General features: G+C 57.9%; 11 protein-coding genes and 1 riboswitch. Of the genes, 6 read left to right on the top strand and 5 right to left on the bottom strand.

Features of this window, described 5'->3' with window-relative positions:
* Positions 1-135 precede the first annotated feature (135 nt).
* Both NQ014_RS00750 and thiC read right to left on the bottom strand, forming a co-directional pair.
* Complete coding sequence (locus tag NQ014_RS00750; RefSeq protein WP_257073084.1) at positions 136-1,119, bottom strand: HtaA domain-containing protein; 984 nt, start codon at positions 1,117-1,119, stop codon at positions 136-138.
* A 380-nt stretch (positions 1,120-1,499) separates the two neighbouring features.
* On the bottom strand, positions 1,500-3,206 hold the full coding sequence (thiC, locus tag NQ014_RS00745; protein ID WP_049172697.1) for a phosphomethylpyrimidine synthase ThiC: 1,707 nt from the start codon (positions 3,204-3,206) through the stop codon (positions 1,500-1,502).
* Positions 3,205-3,326: riboswitch (TPP riboswitch) on the bottom strand. (Overlaps the previous gene by 2 nt.)
* A 402-nt stretch (positions 3,327-3,728) precedes the next feature.
* Here thiC and NQ014_RS00740 point away from each other — a divergent pair.
* The 4 genes from NQ014_RS00740 to NQ014_RS00725 all read left to right on the top strand — a co-directional run bounded on the left by NQ014_RS00740 (position 3,729) and on the right by NQ014_RS00725 (position 8,323).
* Entirely contained in the window at positions 3,729-4,241 is a 513-nt protein-coding gene (locus NQ014_RS00740; protein WP_257073083.1) for a hypothetical protein, read from the top strand.
* A 365-nt stretch (positions 4,242-4,606) separates the two neighbouring features.
* On the top strand, positions 4,607-6,085 hold the full coding sequence (locus tag NQ014_RS00735; RefSeq protein ID WP_257073082.1) for a hypothetical protein: 1,479 nt from the start codon (positions 4,607-4,609) through the stop codon (positions 6,083-6,085).
* A 209-nt stretch (positions 6,086-6,294) separates the two neighbouring features.
* Complete coding sequence (locus NQ014_RS00730; protein WP_257073080.1) at positions 6,295-7,791, top strand: MFS transporter; 1,497 nt, start codon at positions 6,295-6,297, stop codon at positions 7,789-7,791.
* Positions 7,778-8,323, top strand: coding sequence for a TetR/AcrR family transcriptional regulator (locus NQ014_RS00725; RefSeq protein WP_257073078.1), 546 nt, complete (start codon positions 7,778-7,780; stop codon positions 8,321-8,323). The genes NQ014_RS00730 and NQ014_RS00725 overlap by 14 nt, the downstream gene beginning before the upstream one ends.
* 6 nt (positions 8,324-8,329) lie before the next feature.
* On the opposite strand, the gene NQ014_RS00720 is transcribed toward NQ014_RS00725, so the two are convergent.
* The gene (locus tag NQ014_RS00720) at positions 8,330-9,532 is read right to left on the bottom strand and encodes an alpha/beta hydrolase (RefSeq protein WP_257073076.1); all 1,203 of its coding nucleotides are present in this window, start codon (positions 9,530-9,532) and stop codon (positions 8,330-8,332) included.
* A 387-nt stretch (positions 9,533-9,919) separates the two neighbouring features.
* Between NQ014_RS00720 and NQ014_RS00715 the strand changes: the two genes are divergently transcribed.
* Together NQ014_RS00715 and NQ014_RS00710 are read left to right on the top strand one after the other, a co-directional pair.
* Complete coding sequence (locus NQ014_RS00715; protein WP_257073074.1) at positions 9,920-11,509, top strand: Re/Si-specific NAD(P)(+) transhydrogenase subunit alpha; 1,590 nt, start codon at positions 9,920-9,922, stop codon at positions 11,507-11,509.
* A 6-nt stretch (positions 11,510-11,515) separates the two neighbouring features.
* Positions 11,516-12,991, top strand: coding sequence for an NAD(P)(+) transhydrogenase (Re/Si-specific) subunit beta (locus NQ014_RS00710; RefSeq protein ID WP_257073073.1), 1,476 nt, complete (start codon positions 11,516-11,518; stop codon positions 12,989-12,991).
* Positions 12,992-13,039: 48 nt separating this feature from the next.
* Here NQ014_RS00710 and NQ014_RS00705 read toward each other — a convergent pair whose 3' ends face one another.
* Complete coding sequence (locus tag NQ014_RS00705; RefSeq protein WP_257073072.1) at positions 13,040-13,387, bottom strand: GNAT family N-acetyltransferase; 348 nt, start codon at positions 13,385-13,387, stop codon at positions 13,040-13,042.
* Positions 13,388-13,505: 118 nt separating this feature from the next.
* Positions 13,506-14,984: an MFS transporter gene (locus NQ014_RS00700; protein ID WP_306438384.1), complete on the bottom strand. Its 1,479-nt coding sequence runs from the start codon at positions 14,982-14,984 to the stop codon at positions 13,506-13,508.
* Positions 14,985-15,103 lie beyond the last annotated feature (119 nt).

The raw sequence follows: 15,103 nt of genomic DNA, 5'->3' as shown, positions 1-15,103 counted from the left end.
GTAAGCGCCTCTATCTAATGTAGTGATTCCAATACGGCAGTGGTTACAACCCCACAAGAACCCGTAAGGTATGACGGCTTACTTTGAACGAAGTGCCAGGTGGACAACAATTGGCGGCCATGATGACCGGAGGGACTACCGGAACTGCGAGATAGTGCCGATGGTCGTGATCAGCTGATCGCCATCACTGTTGACAACAGCGGCTATGGGCATACGCTCCATCTCATCCGGACCGACATCGTAGCCCTGCGAGACCTCTGCCGTAATAACCTTTCCAGTCGGGCCGTCCTCAATGCGCGGATTACGAACGACCACATGAACCAGACTGAACTTCGCGGTGAAGTGAACTTCTCCGCGGTAACTCTCCCCTTCGGCATCGCTGTTGTCATTGTCGCGGGTGAATGAGACAACACCAGCCTCAGGCTCTAGGGCACCGTTCTTGGCAGTGACACCACCGCCCAGTGCGCCAAAAACCTTCTCCAGCGCAGATACAGAAATTACTAAGTCCTCGCTGGAGGGAGCCGGGGCATCCTTGCCCGGAGCATCCGAATAATTCAACGGAATGTAGATTTCCTCGGCCTCATTAATCGAGCCAGCTGCCGGGTAGACGTAAATTCCCCAGTTATCACCAGCTGGAGTCTCTGGCGGGTCAACAACAATGCGGGCTTCAAAACTGCCGTCATCTGTCATCGGGGTAGCCTGACGAGCGATAGAACGTCGCATGTCGACGCCCTGGTTCGGTATCGCCTCGAGAGTTCCAGCCGGCGTGACCCAGGCAATGTTGTCGTGCGGATGTTTCCGCGACGAGGACGGAGCACCTTCACTCGGCTTCCAAGAGTCCGGGAACGCACTGTAGAGAACGTAAACACCATTGGGCACACCCGGAGGAATTGGAAGCGGGTAACCACCACGGTTGGCCGACGGATTGAAACCACTACCGCGAACAATAAGAACATCGCCGCGATGAACCGTGGCACCTTCAGCTGGTGTGCCGTCTTCAAAAGTGACAGTAACTTCCGGAGATTCGACATACTGCGAATACTGCGGCTGGAAGTTCTCCGCTGGATTAATCACATTGGGAAAATTGTCCGGCACGATTGGCTTCGCAGTTTCAGCCATTGCCGGGGACACAAACGCCGAAAGGACCATGGCGCCGGACAACGAAACCGCAGTGGCAGCTCTGCGCGCACTCCGCCCCACCTGTCGACGCACGCCTTCTCCAACCGTGGATGATTCAGAGCTGAATAAACGGCGAGTTTCGTGAGCACCTGCAAGATGGCGGTGGGAATGATCGAAAGTCAGGAACCTCAGACTGTGCATACAAGCAATGTACACCCCGCACATTAGGCTTCCCTAACCCATTTATTAAGGTGCGCCTTACCCACCCCCGTTTGAGACCCAACGAGGAGACCGGCAGAAATGGCTAAGCAAAAGAAAACCGCGGCCAAGCCCAATAGAGCTCGACCGCGGCTTACTTCAGCAGCTTCTGAGACAAGCAATTACTCCGCGGTAATCGGCAGGTAGACGCGGCTGCCCTGATCAGCGAACTCCTGAGACTTCTCAGCCATGCCGGCCTCAATCGCTTCAACGGAGTCCAGGCCATGTTCCTTCGCGTAGTCCTGTACATCCTTGGAAATACGCATGGAGCAGAACTTCGGACCACACATGGAACAGAAATGCGCGGTCTTTGCCGGCTCTGCAGGCAGGGTCTCATCGTGGTAATCCAGCGCAGTGTCCGGATCCAGTGCCAGTGCAAACTGGTCATGCCAACGGAACTCGAAGCGGGCCTTCGACAGCGCGTCGTCACGCTCCTGTGCGCGCGGCAGCCCCTTTGCCAGGTCAGCGGCGTGCGCGGAAATCTTGTAAGTAATCACGCCAACCTTGACGTCGTCGCGGTTCGGCAGCCCCAGGTGCTCCTTCGGCGTGACGTAGCAAAGCATGGCGGTGCCAGCCTGCGCAATGATGGCCGCACCGATAGCCGACGTGATGTGGTCATAGCCCGGCGCGATGTCGGTTGCCAGCGGGCCGAGGGTGTAGAACGGTGCTTCCTCACACCACTCCTCTTCCCACTTCACGTTGTCGGCAATCTTGTGCATCGGAACGTGGCCTGGACCTTCAATCATGACCTGGCAGCCGCGGGACTTAGCGATCTTGGTCAGCTCGCCGAGGGTGCGTAGCTCAGCCAGCTGGGCTTCATCGTTAGCGTCGGCAATGGACCCCGGACGCAGGCCATCACCGAGGGAGAACGTGACATCGTACTGTGCCAGAATGTCGCACAACTCAGCGAAGCGCGTGTAGAGGAAGCTCTCCTGGTGATGCGCGAGACACCATGCGGCCATAATCGAACCACCGCGGGAAACAATGCCCGTCACGCGGTTGGCGGCCAGAGGCACATAGCGCAGCAGCACACCCGCGTGAACGGTCATGTAGTCCACGCCCTGTTCACACTGCTCAATGATGGTTTCGCGGTAGATTTCCCAGGTCAGCTTGGCCGGGTCACCCTTGACCTTCTCCAGCGCCTGGTAAATCGGCACCGTACCAACCGGCACCGGGGAGTTACGCAGAATCCACTCGCGGGTTTCATGGATGTCCTTACCGGTGGAAAGGTCCATGATTGTGTCCGCGCCCCACCGGGTCGCCCATACCATCTTCTCCACCTCTTCAGAGATGGACGAAGTTACAGCCGAGTTACCGATGTTGGCGTTGATCTTGGTGGCAAAACGCTTGCCGATAATCATCGGCTCAGTCTCCGGGTGCTTGTGGTTGGCCGGAATCACGGCACGACCCGCAGCGACCTCTTCGCGCACAACTTCCGGATCCACACCTTCACGAGCGGCAATGAAAGCCATCTCCGGGGTGACAATTCCCGCTCGAGCCCATGCCAGCTGCGTCTTGACCTTCGGGGCTTCCTCAGAGCCTGCAACCGCCGGTACTGCCGGAGCCTTCGGCCACGAGTCACGAGTCTTAGCCAAACCCTCCTTCAGGTTCAGCTCCGGGTTTTCCTCGGTGTAGATACCCGAGGTGTCGTACGCATCGAAGTGAGTACCGTCCGTCAGATTGATTCGACGAACTGGAATGCGCAGGTTCGCCTCACCGAAATCGTTGCTAAACGCAACCTCGTCGTAATGCTTGTTGCTGCGGTAAATCGGGCCAGTTGTAACCTCGCCCTCTTTCGGCGGAGCGGATACAGATACACGTGCGGCCATGAAGCAACACATCCCTTTCCTACGCTGGTATTACCCAGATTCAGGTTCGTCCGGTCGACGCTCGATCCCTAGCGTCCTCTCAGTGCCGGAATTTCGGTTGGCACTCCCGTGGTTTTGTAATGCGCCTCATAGTCTAACCAATCGTTCGGATTACTTCGGTCATTACACCCACGATTGCCACCAACGCTTAACGACGGCACTGAGAACGCACCCCAAAGGTGCAGGTTATGGCTGTGCAGCGGCGCTCTTTTGCGCGCCGACCGCGTTGTCCACACCCCCAAAAAGTTATCCACAGTCGCTCTATTTTTTCGGCTTCTCAGCAAGCGCACTTGTGATCGCAGTGTTATATCTTTCTCACACAAATTCTTTGGGGAGGGAAAATTGAAAAAGGCGACTACTGCCGCCCTACTGTCAGCACTTCTATGGGGAATAACGGGGACTAGTTGCGCATCAACTACGACCTCTGGCGAGGACGTTCAGCCTGCCGGCGACAATGCGACAACCATCACTACTGACTCGGGCGTGACGTTACCTGCGGGTGTGCTTCCACCCAACAATCCGCCGGAGCCCGGTGATGCTCCACTTGGCCCCGATGGGCACTACAACTACGACGCACCCGAATTCGTCCTGACCAATCCGTGTGACGACCCCGAGATTATGGGGCGTTTAGACAGGCTGGGGTTCCGGGAGCAGTCTGAGGTTTCAGAGCGAATTAAAGGTGTCAAACAAATAGGTTGCGGACTTCAAACCAGTCATATTTTGCCACTCGGGCTCTGGCACACATCGGTGGCCCATTCCCGGCTCGAGAACTATGACGCTCACCCCACTGCGCACCACTCAGAAGGCTTTCATTGGGTGACTTTCAAACAAACCAACCCGATTGGTCTCTCGTACTGCATTGCATCCGTTGAGACCCCGAAAGGCGCACTAGGTTTTATAACGCACATCTCAGAGGAAGAATCCACTGATTTTGATGAAACCCTCTGCAAGCCTGCCAATGAACTCATGACCAATTACCTGGGGGAAATGTCTTGATTTCTGCACACATTTCGACAATTGATCACGCAATTAGCGGACTAACTGGAGCAATCATGCTTCCCGGCTCGTCTATGACAATGCAGCCCAACTTGGCCGGCTACTCACAGGTTCCGTCACTCCAGCTGGTGGCGACAGAACACAGTCTCGCAATTTCCGGCAGTTCAGGAAGCTCTGCCGCTGTCGGCTTATCTCTGGGCAAACAGCTCACGTGGGCGCAAACAAATCTCGCTGACTTCCGTCGCGTGATCACTGAGCACGAATCCACCATGAATCGGATCCTTCGAAGCATTAATCCGTTCAATGGTGACGGCGCTTCCATTGCTGAAGTAGCGCGAACAAGCGGTGTATTTCAGCGTCGGCCAATGTTTGAAGCTGGAAGTCTCACTTTCGCGCCAGTCACACTTTCTGCGGAACTCGGTCTCGATGCGAAGTCCCTACTATCCATGTTTTCCTCGACAAACGACGGTGCCGTGGCCGAGGCAATCGCCTACTGGAACAACTTTGCCGAAACTATGACCACGTTGGCCAGCAATCTAACCTCCATCTCATCCGGCTTGGTGTCGAGCAACAGCGGTGCTGTTTTCTCTGCTGCGGATACGACAATGAAAGGTCTGGCCGCACGCGCTACCAGCATCGCCACCGCATCTGAGGTCATGGCCGGGCACCTTGCCGTCTTGCCGTCCGTTAAGGCAATGGCCGTCAATGCACTATCGGCGATTGAGGCCGAGTCCAAGGCACTCCCAAACCCTGGCGCGCAAAAGGCTTTTGAACAGGCCGAGGTAGCAGCCTTTCTCTCTGGTCCGTATACCGCACAGCTACAGACCGCTATTCCCCGAATTCCTAACCTGGTTTCAGCCGATGCGGGAAGTGGTGTGACTGCCGAGGTTTCCGTTGGAGCCACAGTCGCCGGGCGTTCTGGAACTAGTCAGTTCGGCCTTTCGCCTGCGGGGATGACTGGAAGCATGCAGGCCGCCAGCGCACCAGTTGGCGCCACTTCAACTGTTCCGGATTCTCCAACACCGCAATCCACAACCGCGAGTGCTTCCGCTCCTTCGCAGGTTCAACCGAGCACTTCGACTTTGTCGAGCCCCACTAATCCGTCTGCTACCCCTATGCACCCAGCATCACCTAGCAGCCCAACGAGCTCCACAATCTCGCCAACTTCCCCGACCGGTACATCAGCCATGGCTCAACCAAACGCGGCGAATCCAGCCATGGTCGCTCCTTCGGGCGCGAGCGCACCACTTCAACGCACATCACCGCAAGCATCTTCGCCTTACGGAGTTCACGGCAACCGACCGGCCGGCTCCCTCGGCGCAGGACGCACTGCGGGGCTCACACCAGCGGGCAATATCCCGGCACTGCCGTCTTCTGGAAACGCAAGCCCCCGTCCACCGACCTCGGGACTTCCGACTTCAAGTCTTGGACGTATGCCAGCGCCAACAGCGGGTCGCGTGATGGGAACCGGCTTGGGTGCCGGGGTCGCTGGGTCCGCCTTGCCAAATGCCTCGAACAGCCCTGCACAGCGCGGAAGTGGATTGATGAATTCCCTAATCAGTGCGCGCAACAGTGCTGCTACCGGAGCTACGGGTGCTGCTGGCGGAACCGCGGGCACCGCTGCTGGAAACCGTGGTGCAGGGACTTTCGCGGCCACCACTGCGGGCAACCGTGGCGGACTGCTCCAAAAGGACTCCGCACCGTCGGCACGCAAACTGACAAATGTGGCCACCATCAGGGATAACGATGCTGGCGCTTTCGAGCAGAACGAATACCAGAAGGAGCTTTTCGGGGATGCGCCTATCACTATCCCGGCAGTGATTGGCCACAACGTCCGAGCGTAAAGTCAACGCGTCCAAGCTGATCTTTACCCGCTCGGGCGTCACGGGGGATCGAACGGCGTCCGTGAATTCGTACCTCAACAACGCCTTCAACTTAGACACTTTTTCACTGTCTCCTTGGTCGGATTAGCTTACTGTTCTTGAATTTTTAGGCCTAAATGGTCGCTCTCCAGAAGTTGTAACTAAACCGAACGTTCGTTACAGTTACTGGAATGACAAGTACCGACCACGCCGCTTCCACGAGGGCTAATCCGCCCACTTCAGTCACCCACAGGTGGATCTTCCTCGCTATCATCAGCGCCGGCCTACTACTCATCGGCATAGATAACTCGGTGCTCTACACTGCCCTGCCAGTTTTGCGGGAGCAGCTCCACACAACCGAGTTGGAGGGCCTGTGGATCATCAATGCCTACCCACTGGTGATCTCCGCACTCCTCCTCGGCACAGGCACTCTGGGCGACCGCATCGGTCACCGCAAGATGTTTCTTGTGGGCCTGACAATTTTTGGCTTCTCTTCCCTGGCCGCGGCCTTTGCGCCGCACGCCTGGGCCCTGGTCATCGCCCGCGGCTGTCTAGGACTGGGCGCCGCGACCATGATGCCGGCCACCCTCGCACTGCTACGTGAGACCTTCCACCACCCTCGTGAACTTGCCACGGCTATTGGCATTTGGTCAGCCACCGCAACACTGGGTGCCGCCGCTGGTCCCGTCGTTGGCGGTTTCCTGCTGGAGCACTTTTGGTGGGGCTCAATCTTCCTTATCAACATCCCCGTCGTAGTTTTCGCAATCATTGGCACGCTGATCTTCGCTCCACCAAATCAGCCCAACCCAGCCAAGCGCTGGGATTTTCTCACCAGCCTCTACGCGATGCTGGCCATGCTGGGCCTGGTTTCCCTCATCAAGGAACTCGCCGGCCATCGCTCCTCCACCGTCATCGTCGCAGCTATCGCCTGTGGGCTAGTGGGCGCGGTACTGTTTCAGCGTCGTCAGGCACGTCTTACCGAACCCCTCATCGACTTCTCAGTCTTCCGTTCGCCGATGTTTTCCGGTGGCGTGCTGGCAGCCGCGCTTGCCATGTTTGTCCTGGCAGGCGCCGAATTGATGACGACGCAGCGCTTCCAGATTTCCGTCGGATACACACCACTCGACGCGGGCTTGCTAGTTGCCACCGCGGCACTGGCATCCTTGCCAGTTGGTGTCATCGGCGGCATGGTGCTCCATCGAGTGGGCTTCCGCACGCTTATCACCGGCGGCTTCCTCCTCAACGCCGTCGGACTGGCAGGCATGTACTACGGCGTATCCTCGGGCAATTTCTCGCTCATGATCGCGGGATTGATACTGCTCGGCGCGGGCGCGGGCTCTGTGATGTCGGTGTCGTCGACCGCGATTATCGGCTCAGCCCCGAGGGCAAAGGCAGGTATGGCGGCGGCGATGGAATCCGTGTCGTACGAATTTGGCACACTAATCACCGTCGCAATCACAGGCAGCCTCCTACCCATGTTCTACGCCCTATTCACGCCTGTCGACGCCAGCATCTCGCTCACCGATGCACTTCACACGCCAGCGCTTAACGACGGTGCCCGCGCCGGCCTCGACAGTTCCTACCTGGCCATTTTGATTATCCTGGCTGTCGTTGCTGTCATTGCAGCGATTGCGACTGCGGTGACATTCCGCGGCAACCCGAAGGAGACTGAATATGCGCACGAGTAAGCGCACTGCCATCCTCGACACAATCGTGGAGATTATCGAGACAAGCGGTTTTTCCGAGGTCACCTACGAAAATGTCGCAACTCAATGCGGAATGAGTAAATCAGGGTTGATTTACCACTTCCCCTCCCGCGAAGACATGATCCGCAGCGTCCATGAGCACATGGCGCAGTTATGGGAGGAGGAGCTTATCGAAGCCGCAGGTGGGTCCGCAGAGGAGGTATCCCCCGCCAACCGCTTACGCGCAAACCTCCAGGTCTCACTGGATACGGCAACGAGGGCTGAGCTACTCATGTCCATCGACTCTGCCGCCGACCCGGAGCTACGCGAGATTTGGACGCGCCTTTTGCGCCGGTGGAATCCGCCGGCGGAGAAGATTGCCACCGACCAGGATGCCTGCATGGCCTACGTTGTCCAAATGATTTCCGATGGACTCTGGGCTAACGACTACCTCAACGGCAATCAGCTCACGAAAGCGCAGCGCAAGGCAATCGCCGAGGCTGCCGCAAAGTTAATTCCAGAGTCGATGGAGTAGCCAGCTCTAGACGCCCTTGCGCTGAACGTCGTTGAGCTCGGAGTCAGTGGCCAGGCCGTAGTTAGCACCCTCATAGACGGCCTTTGCTCGACTCGTTCCGTCGAGCACATACTCACTAAAGGACAGCACCATCGAGCCGAGCACATTCTTGGACGGATCATCCAGGTAGGTGCCGTGGTAGGAACCGGTGACTACCGCTTCCCAGGCAGGCCCTGCAGCATCGCGGTAACCACGTCGATCGGCATCAAAAGGAACGATGTCCTCGTGCTCAGCAATGGCCACCAGGCTTGGAATCTCCGGCGGGGTGGAGATCAGCCCTGCGTCGGAAGGCCCTGGGTTGATAGCAACCAGCCCGCGGGTGACCATATCGATGCCCGCAGCCTGGAACGCCTTATCCATCCTGTTGTTCAGGAAGATCGCGGAGCCACCACCTGCAGAGTGCCCAACCAGCATCGTGCGGGAGAAATCGATCTTGCCTGCAAGTGGCGTGGACTCGCCCTCATTGGCCGCTGCGGCAACTGAAGCTGCCAGTACCATCTGTGGCGCGAACCAGTTGGTGAAGTTGTAGCCAAGAGCCACGACATATCCGTGGCTTGCATAGAGTCGCGCTTGCGCGTCGTACATACCTGGCTCAGTACCAATGCCAGGGCTCAGAACCATCAGCGGCGCGGACTCCATGGAGTCGATATCCGCCGGGTAAATGAGCTGCGCGCCAACTGGGGAGGCGTTGGCCGATTCCGGCAATACGTCATAGCAGCCGGTGGTGCCGTGGAGACCGTGGAGGTCCCGCAGTACGCGGTTGTAGATGGTGTAGACGACACCATCACATGGCATTGCTTCACGGGTTGCGGCAACTGGGTGGGAGCCCATCGCTCCGAACTCCTTGCGCAGCTGCCCCGCCTCTGGGGCGAACGGCTCGGTGATATGGCCACTTTCGCCACCGGAGATGACGCGATTCACGCCTCCCATGACATCCACCAGACCGCCGCCAATTTTGTCCACGGTTTCCGAGTTCTGGTAGTCAACAGTGCTTTCACGTGCAGTGATGTCTGGTAGCTGACCAATGCGCGGTGCCGCCTGTGCTGGCATCTGTCCGCCGAGAACTACACCAGCTGCGAGCGAGAGAGCAACCACCTTCGAAAACGCGCGCCCCTGCCCTTGGCGGGGTGCCGACACGGTCTTTCCAGCGGCCCTTAGTGAACCAATCATCGTTTTTCCTTAACTCTTGCCAAGAACCTAGGAATACGAATCTACCTAATGCGTAAATACATACGTAAAGACAGAAACAGCCTCCCCCATCGTTCACCCCTCAAACAATCATCCAGGGCGCTGTAAATGTTCACTCTCGCCCATAATTCACACTCCTACCCCCATTTTCTACCCCCTTTCCAAGAGTGCACAAATTCAGAAACCCCACCTCACCACCGTTACCCACATATTTTTATTACCTTTTTCCACAAACGCCTCCGCTGCCTCCCCACCAGCGCATACCTTATTGACACCAAGGAGAAAGCGGCCACGCCCACACTCACTGTTTACCGACAACCGAGTGCGCATGGCTCTTAATAGAACCCCGAACAGAAAAGAACTCCCACAATGAGAATCGGCATCCCTCTAGAACCCGATCCCCAGCAAACAATTGTGGCTGCGACCCCGGAGACCGTCGGCAAACTCGTCAAGCTTGGCTACGAGGTCGCCGTGCAGGCTGACGCCGGCCTGGCTGCTAAGTTCACCGACGCGGACTACGAATCCGCCGGTGCCACCATTGTCGACGAGTCTGTCTGGCACAGCGATATCGTCGTAACGCTCGACACTCCACCGGAGCAGTTCCGTGCACTGCTTAACGACGGCGCCATGCTTATTAGCCGACTTGCGCCAGGCCGTAACGAAGAACTGGTCGAAGAACTCGCGCAACGCAACATCACTGCCCTTGCTATGGACGCAGTTCCCCGCATTTCCAGGGCACAGTCGATGGACGTGCTGTCGTCGATGGCCAACATCGGCGGCTACCGCGCAGTAGTCGAAGCGGCTTCTGCATATGGTCGCCTTTTCACTGGCCAGGTGACTGCCGCAGGCAAGATGCCACCAGCTACCGTTTACGTCATCGGCGCTGGTGTCGGCGGACTTGCGGCGATCGGTACGGCCAACTCGATGGGCGCGATTGTCAAGGCAACAGACCTGCGCCCTGAAGCCGGTGAGCAGGTCGAATCGATGGGTGCAGAGTTCATCCCGATTCCGGCCGCCGCCGAGAAGTCCGAGGATGGCTACGCCAAGGAAATGACCAATGATCAGGCTGCCGCTGCCGCGAAGCTCTACTCCGAGCAGTCCGCGCAGGCTGACATTGTCATTACCACCGCGAATATCCCTGGCCGTCGCTCTCCGCTGTTGCTGACTGCTGCCGATGTTGCAGCTATGAAACCAGGCAGCGTCATCGTCGACATGGCTGCCGCGGGTGGCGGCAACTGCGAGATGACCGTTCCAGGCAAGACCATTGTCACTGACAACGGTGTGACCATCATCGGTTACACCGACCTTGCAGGACGTCTGCCCGCGCAGGCATCGTCGCTGTACGGACAGAACATTTTCAATCTGTTCAAGCTGATTACGCCGGAAAAGGATGGCTCTCCAGTTCTCAATCTCGAGGACGAGATTATCCGTGGCATCACGGTAACAAAGGCTCGCCCACAGAATGGCGCCGGCGCTACCGGAGCTGAGATTCTCTGGCCACCACCGCCAATCAAGGTCGCTGTCACCCCTGCTGCCCCACTGCAGGAGCAGCAGGCCCACCAGGCCGCATTAGAAGAGAATGCGCCGGAGAAGGTTTCCTTCATGGGATCGGGCCTGGGCTCGAAGATTGCTCTGGGCCTGACGGCACTGCTGGCCATTGTGGTTATGCTCAGCGCACCGCACAGCGTGAGCGCCAACTTCATGGTTCTCACCTTGGCTATCGTGCTCGGCTTCTACGTGATCTCCGCGGTCACGCCGCGCCTACACACACCGCTGATGTCTGAGACCAACGCGATCTCCGGCATTGTTCTGGTGGGTGCGATTCTCCAGGTGGGAAGCTCGAACCTGCTGGTTTCCGGTCTCGCGTTCGCGGCCATCGTGGTCAGCTCCATCAATATCTTCGGCGGTTTCGCCGTCACCGACCGCATGCTTGGCATGTTTGTGAAAGAGGAGGCATAAAGTCTAATGGCTAGCATTGATACTGCTTCGCTTCTGGACTGGACCTACCGCCTGTCCAACGTCGGCCACATTGTCGCCGCCGTCCTGTTCCTCGCTGCCCTCTCGGGCCTGTCCAAGCCGGAGACCGCTCGCCGCGGTAACTCCTTCGGTATCGCCGGTATGGCTGTAGCCGTCGTCATTGCCATTTTCCAGGCACTCGTGACCGCAGATACCAAGCCGGATACTCACTTCTCGCCGCTGATTACCCTGATTCTCATCGCCGTCGCTATCGGCATCGGTGGTGTCATCGGTATCAGTCGCGCACGCCGAGTTGCCATGACTGGCATGCCGCAGCTGATTGCACTGTTCAATGGTCTGGTCGGACTCGGCGCTATCTTCATCGGCTTCAACTCCTACATCTTCGCCGAAGATGTAGCCCCCGATGCCCTGAAGTTCCACTTCGGTGAGGTCTACATTGGCGTCTTCATCGGCGCTGTGACCTTCACTGGTTCCATCGTCGCAGGCCTGAAGCTGTCTGAGAAGATCAAGGGCTCGCCACTACTGCTGCCGGGCCGCAACGCTCTGAACATTGCCATTCTGGTAGTCACTCTGGTTCTCCTGGCTGTCTTCATCGCAACCGGCACCGAGGGCGGCGCCATCGCATGGGCATGCATGGTTGCAGTGACTGCTTTGGGCCTGTTCTTGGGCTGGCACCTGGTCATCGCCATCGGTGGCGGTGACATGCCGGTTGTCGTGTCCATCATGAACTCGTACTCCGGTTGGGCCGCTGCTTTCACCGGTCTCATGCTTGGCAACCCGCTGCTCATCATCACTGGTGCGCTGGTTGGTTCCTCCGGCGCCTACCTGTCGTACATCATGTGTGAGGTTATGAACCGCTCCTTTGCCAACGTGATTCTGGGTGGCTTTGGCTCCGAGGCTTCGTCGGGAAGCGCCGTGGAAGGCTCCCACACCGAGGTCAGCCACGAGGACACCTCCGAGATTCTGCGTGACGCAGACAAGATCCTCATCGCTCCGGGCTACGGTATGGCTGTGGCACAGGCTCAGTACGCTGTTGCTGACCTGGTCCGCAACCTACGTGAGGCCGGCAAGGAAGTGGTCTTCGGTATCCACCCAGTCGCCGGCCGCCTGCCGGGTCACATGAACGTGCTGCTGGCTGAGGCCAAGGTTCCCTACGACATCGTGCTGGAGCTGGACGAGGTCAACGATGACTTCGCCGATGTGGATGTCACCCTGGTCATCGGTGCAAACGACACCGTCAACCCGATGGCAGAGCAGCCGGGCTCCCCGATTGCGGGTATGCCGGTGCTGAAGGTGTGGGAATCTGAGCGCGTGATTGTTCTCAAGCGTTCGATGGGTTCGGGTTACTCGGGCGTGCAGAACCCGCTGTTCTTCAACGAAAACACCGACATGCTTATCGGTGATGCGAAGGCCAGCGTCGACTCTCTGAACCGCATCCTGGCAAGTTCGAAGGTCAACGCTTAAAACTTCAGGTAAGCAGCGCCGTACAATCCGAAGCCTAGGTACGTTCCCCTAGGACCCGTCACGAACCATCGTGATGTGTTCAATGCCGGCTTCCATGAAGGTCTCCCCGATCTCATGGAAGCCGGCTTTTGCGTACACAGCCTTCGCCTGCGTCTGGGCATGCAGAATCAGCCCCGTATCCGAGTGGTCAGCGATGACCTGCTGCAGCAGTTTCGAGGACAACCCCCTACCCCGGCTCGCGGCATCGACGACAACGCGGCCGATGGTGCGCGGGTAGTTCGTCGAGAACTCATCGAGCGTGTCAATCACACGCAAGTACGCAATAATCTTGCGGGCGTCATTGTCGTCGCGGATGAAATAGTGCTCCGCGGTAGCTTCCAGGTCGCGCCAGTCCATTTCCGGCTCTGTACAGGACTGCTCAAGATAGAACACATCGGTGCGCAGTGCCGAGATGGCATACGCATCGGTCGCACTGAGACCGGAAAAGAAGCTCTCTCAATCATGGGATTCGATACTAATGTGGTGGCTCCGCAACACGCGAGAGATTCACCTCTTTCGTGTCTCCACGGTCGTCGGCCACTGCTCCAAGCAGCGTCAAGAAGAAGGCCATGATGATGGTGAGGAAGCCAGCGGCAGCACCGGCTTCCCAATTAAATGCATCCTTTACTGCAAACGTAACCGCGAGAATAACCGCCAGGCCGACGGAAGTACCGATACGCTGGCCGGTCTGCAACACTGCACCTGCGGCACCGGCGTAGGTCAACGGCACATCACGCAGGGACAGTGCCTGATTTGGTGAAATAACCAATCCGCCCGAGGCGCCAATGAAGCACAAGGTGAGAATCATCCAGTACTCGCTGACACCGAATTTGCTGTGTAGCGCGATGACGCCCACGGTCAGCAGCAGCCCGGTGATCGAGATGACGATGCCGCTGATGACAATCCTGCGGCCCCCCTTGTCCAAGTGGTGACCAGCCCAGTTCGCAGAAAACGAGCTGAGTACCGCTGCGGGCAGACCAATCAAACCGGACACCAATGCCGAGTGTCCCAGCGCATTTTGGTAGTACTGCGCCACGAGCACCCAGATACTGGTCGTACCGAAGAACCACAATGTGGCAATAATCGCGCCGTTACGGAAATGGCGGAGCCGGAAAATATCCAAGTCCACCATCGGCGCGGTCGGAGTGGATTTCATGTGCTTTTCCCACTTCAACCACACCGCAAGCAGCACTGCTGCCACAGGAAGCATGGCCCATACCCATGCGGAGCCGCGCGACTCCATAAACGGCAGCATGACCATGAGGACGGTGAGCCCCAGCAACAGTGAACCAACTGGGTCAAGCGCGCGAATCGTGCGCAGAAGACCAATTGGTTTGCCGTCTGCATTGCGAAGTCGCCGCAGGTAGGGGCGCGGGAAGAATATGAGCCCAAGGATAATAGTGAGGATGCCAACTGGGACGTTGACCAGCATGGTCAGCCGCCACCCCAGGTCAGAGCCACCGAGGCGGATCAGCAATCCGCCCAGCGGCGGGCCGATGGCCACTGCAACACCCACGACGGTGCCGAAGTAGCCGAATGCGATAGCTCGCTCCCGTCCGTTGAAATACTGCTGAATCATGCCAACACCTTGCGGGTTAAAGAATCCAGCACCGATGCCCATAACAAAGCGAGCAACGTTCAGCATCTCAATACTCGGGGCAAAGCCCGCAGCGATAGCGGCGAGGGTATAGATAACCATGCCAAGGATGTAGAGTCCGCCGCGACCGAGCAAATCACCTGCTCGCCCCGCGGCCACCAGAACTACACCAAATGACAGGGCATAGCCGCTGAGCACCCACTGCACATCCGCATCACGTGCCTCAAGCCCGGTCTGGATGCTGGGCAGAGCCACGTTGACGATGCTCACAGCAATCAGCGCCATAAAGATACCCGTCAGTAGAACTGAGAGTATTCGCCACCTTTGGGGATCTGGAGTCGTCTGATTTTGTTGCATCATTCCACTAGTTATACGCGCTGAACATGTGAACTCAATCCCGCGAGTTCTAAAGGTGAAAAGTATGCAGAGCGTAGACATTCCATACGCACCGCATGCCCCAACGCTGCCGAACTCAC

Source organism: Corynebacterium sp. 5QC2CO (genome assembly GCF_024580435.1).
Lineage (GTDB): Bacteria > Actinomycetota > Actinomycetes > Mycobacteriales > Mycobacteriaceae > Corynebacterium > Corynebacterium jeikeium_D.
The sequence above is the reverse complement of the archived record's forward strand: the minus strand, read 5'-3'. Positions and strand labels throughout refer to the sequence as shown.

Bases quoted from the DNA above. Each gene is read 5' to 3' on its own strand.
- NQ014_RS00735 (WP_257073082.1), top strand. From the start codon at position 4,607: ATGTTTGAAGCTGGAAGTCTCACTTTCGCGCCAGTCACACTTTCTGCG.
- NQ014_RS00750 (WP_257073084.1), bottom strand. From the start codon at position 1,119: ATGGCTGAAACTGCGAAGCCAATCGTGCCGGACAATTTTCCCAATGTG.
- NQ014_RS00720 (WP_257073076.1), bottom strand. From the start codon at position 9,532: ATGATTGGTTCACTAAGGGCCGCTGGAAAGACCGTGTCGGCACCCCGC.
- NQ014_RS00730 (WP_257073080.1), top strand. From the start codon at position 6,295: ATGACAAGTACCGACCACGCCGCTTCCACGAGGGCTAATCCGCCCACT.
- NQ014_RS00710 (WP_257073073.1), top strand. From the start codon at position 11,516: ATGGCTAGCATTGATACTGCTTCGCTTCTGGACTGGACCTACCGCCTG.
- NQ014_RS00705 (WP_257073072.1), bottom strand. From the start codon at position 13,387: ATGGACTGGCGCGACCTGGAAGCTACCGCGGAGCACTATTTCATCCGC.
- NQ014_RS00715 (WP_257073074.1), top strand. From the start codon at position 9,920: ATGAGAATCGGCATCCCTCTAGAACCCGATCCCCAGCAAACAATTGTG.
- NQ014_RS00725 (WP_257073078.1), top strand. From the start codon at position 7,778: ATGCGCACGAGTAAGCGCACTGCCATCCTCGACACAATCGTGGAGATT.
- thiC (WP_049172697.1), bottom strand. From the start codon at position 3,206: ATGGCCGCACGTGTATCTGTATCCGCTCCGCCGAAAGAGGGCGAGGTT.
- NQ014_RS00700 (WP_306438384.1), bottom strand. From the start codon at position 14,984: ATGCAACAAAATCAGACGACTCCAGATCCCCAAAGGTGGCGAATACTC.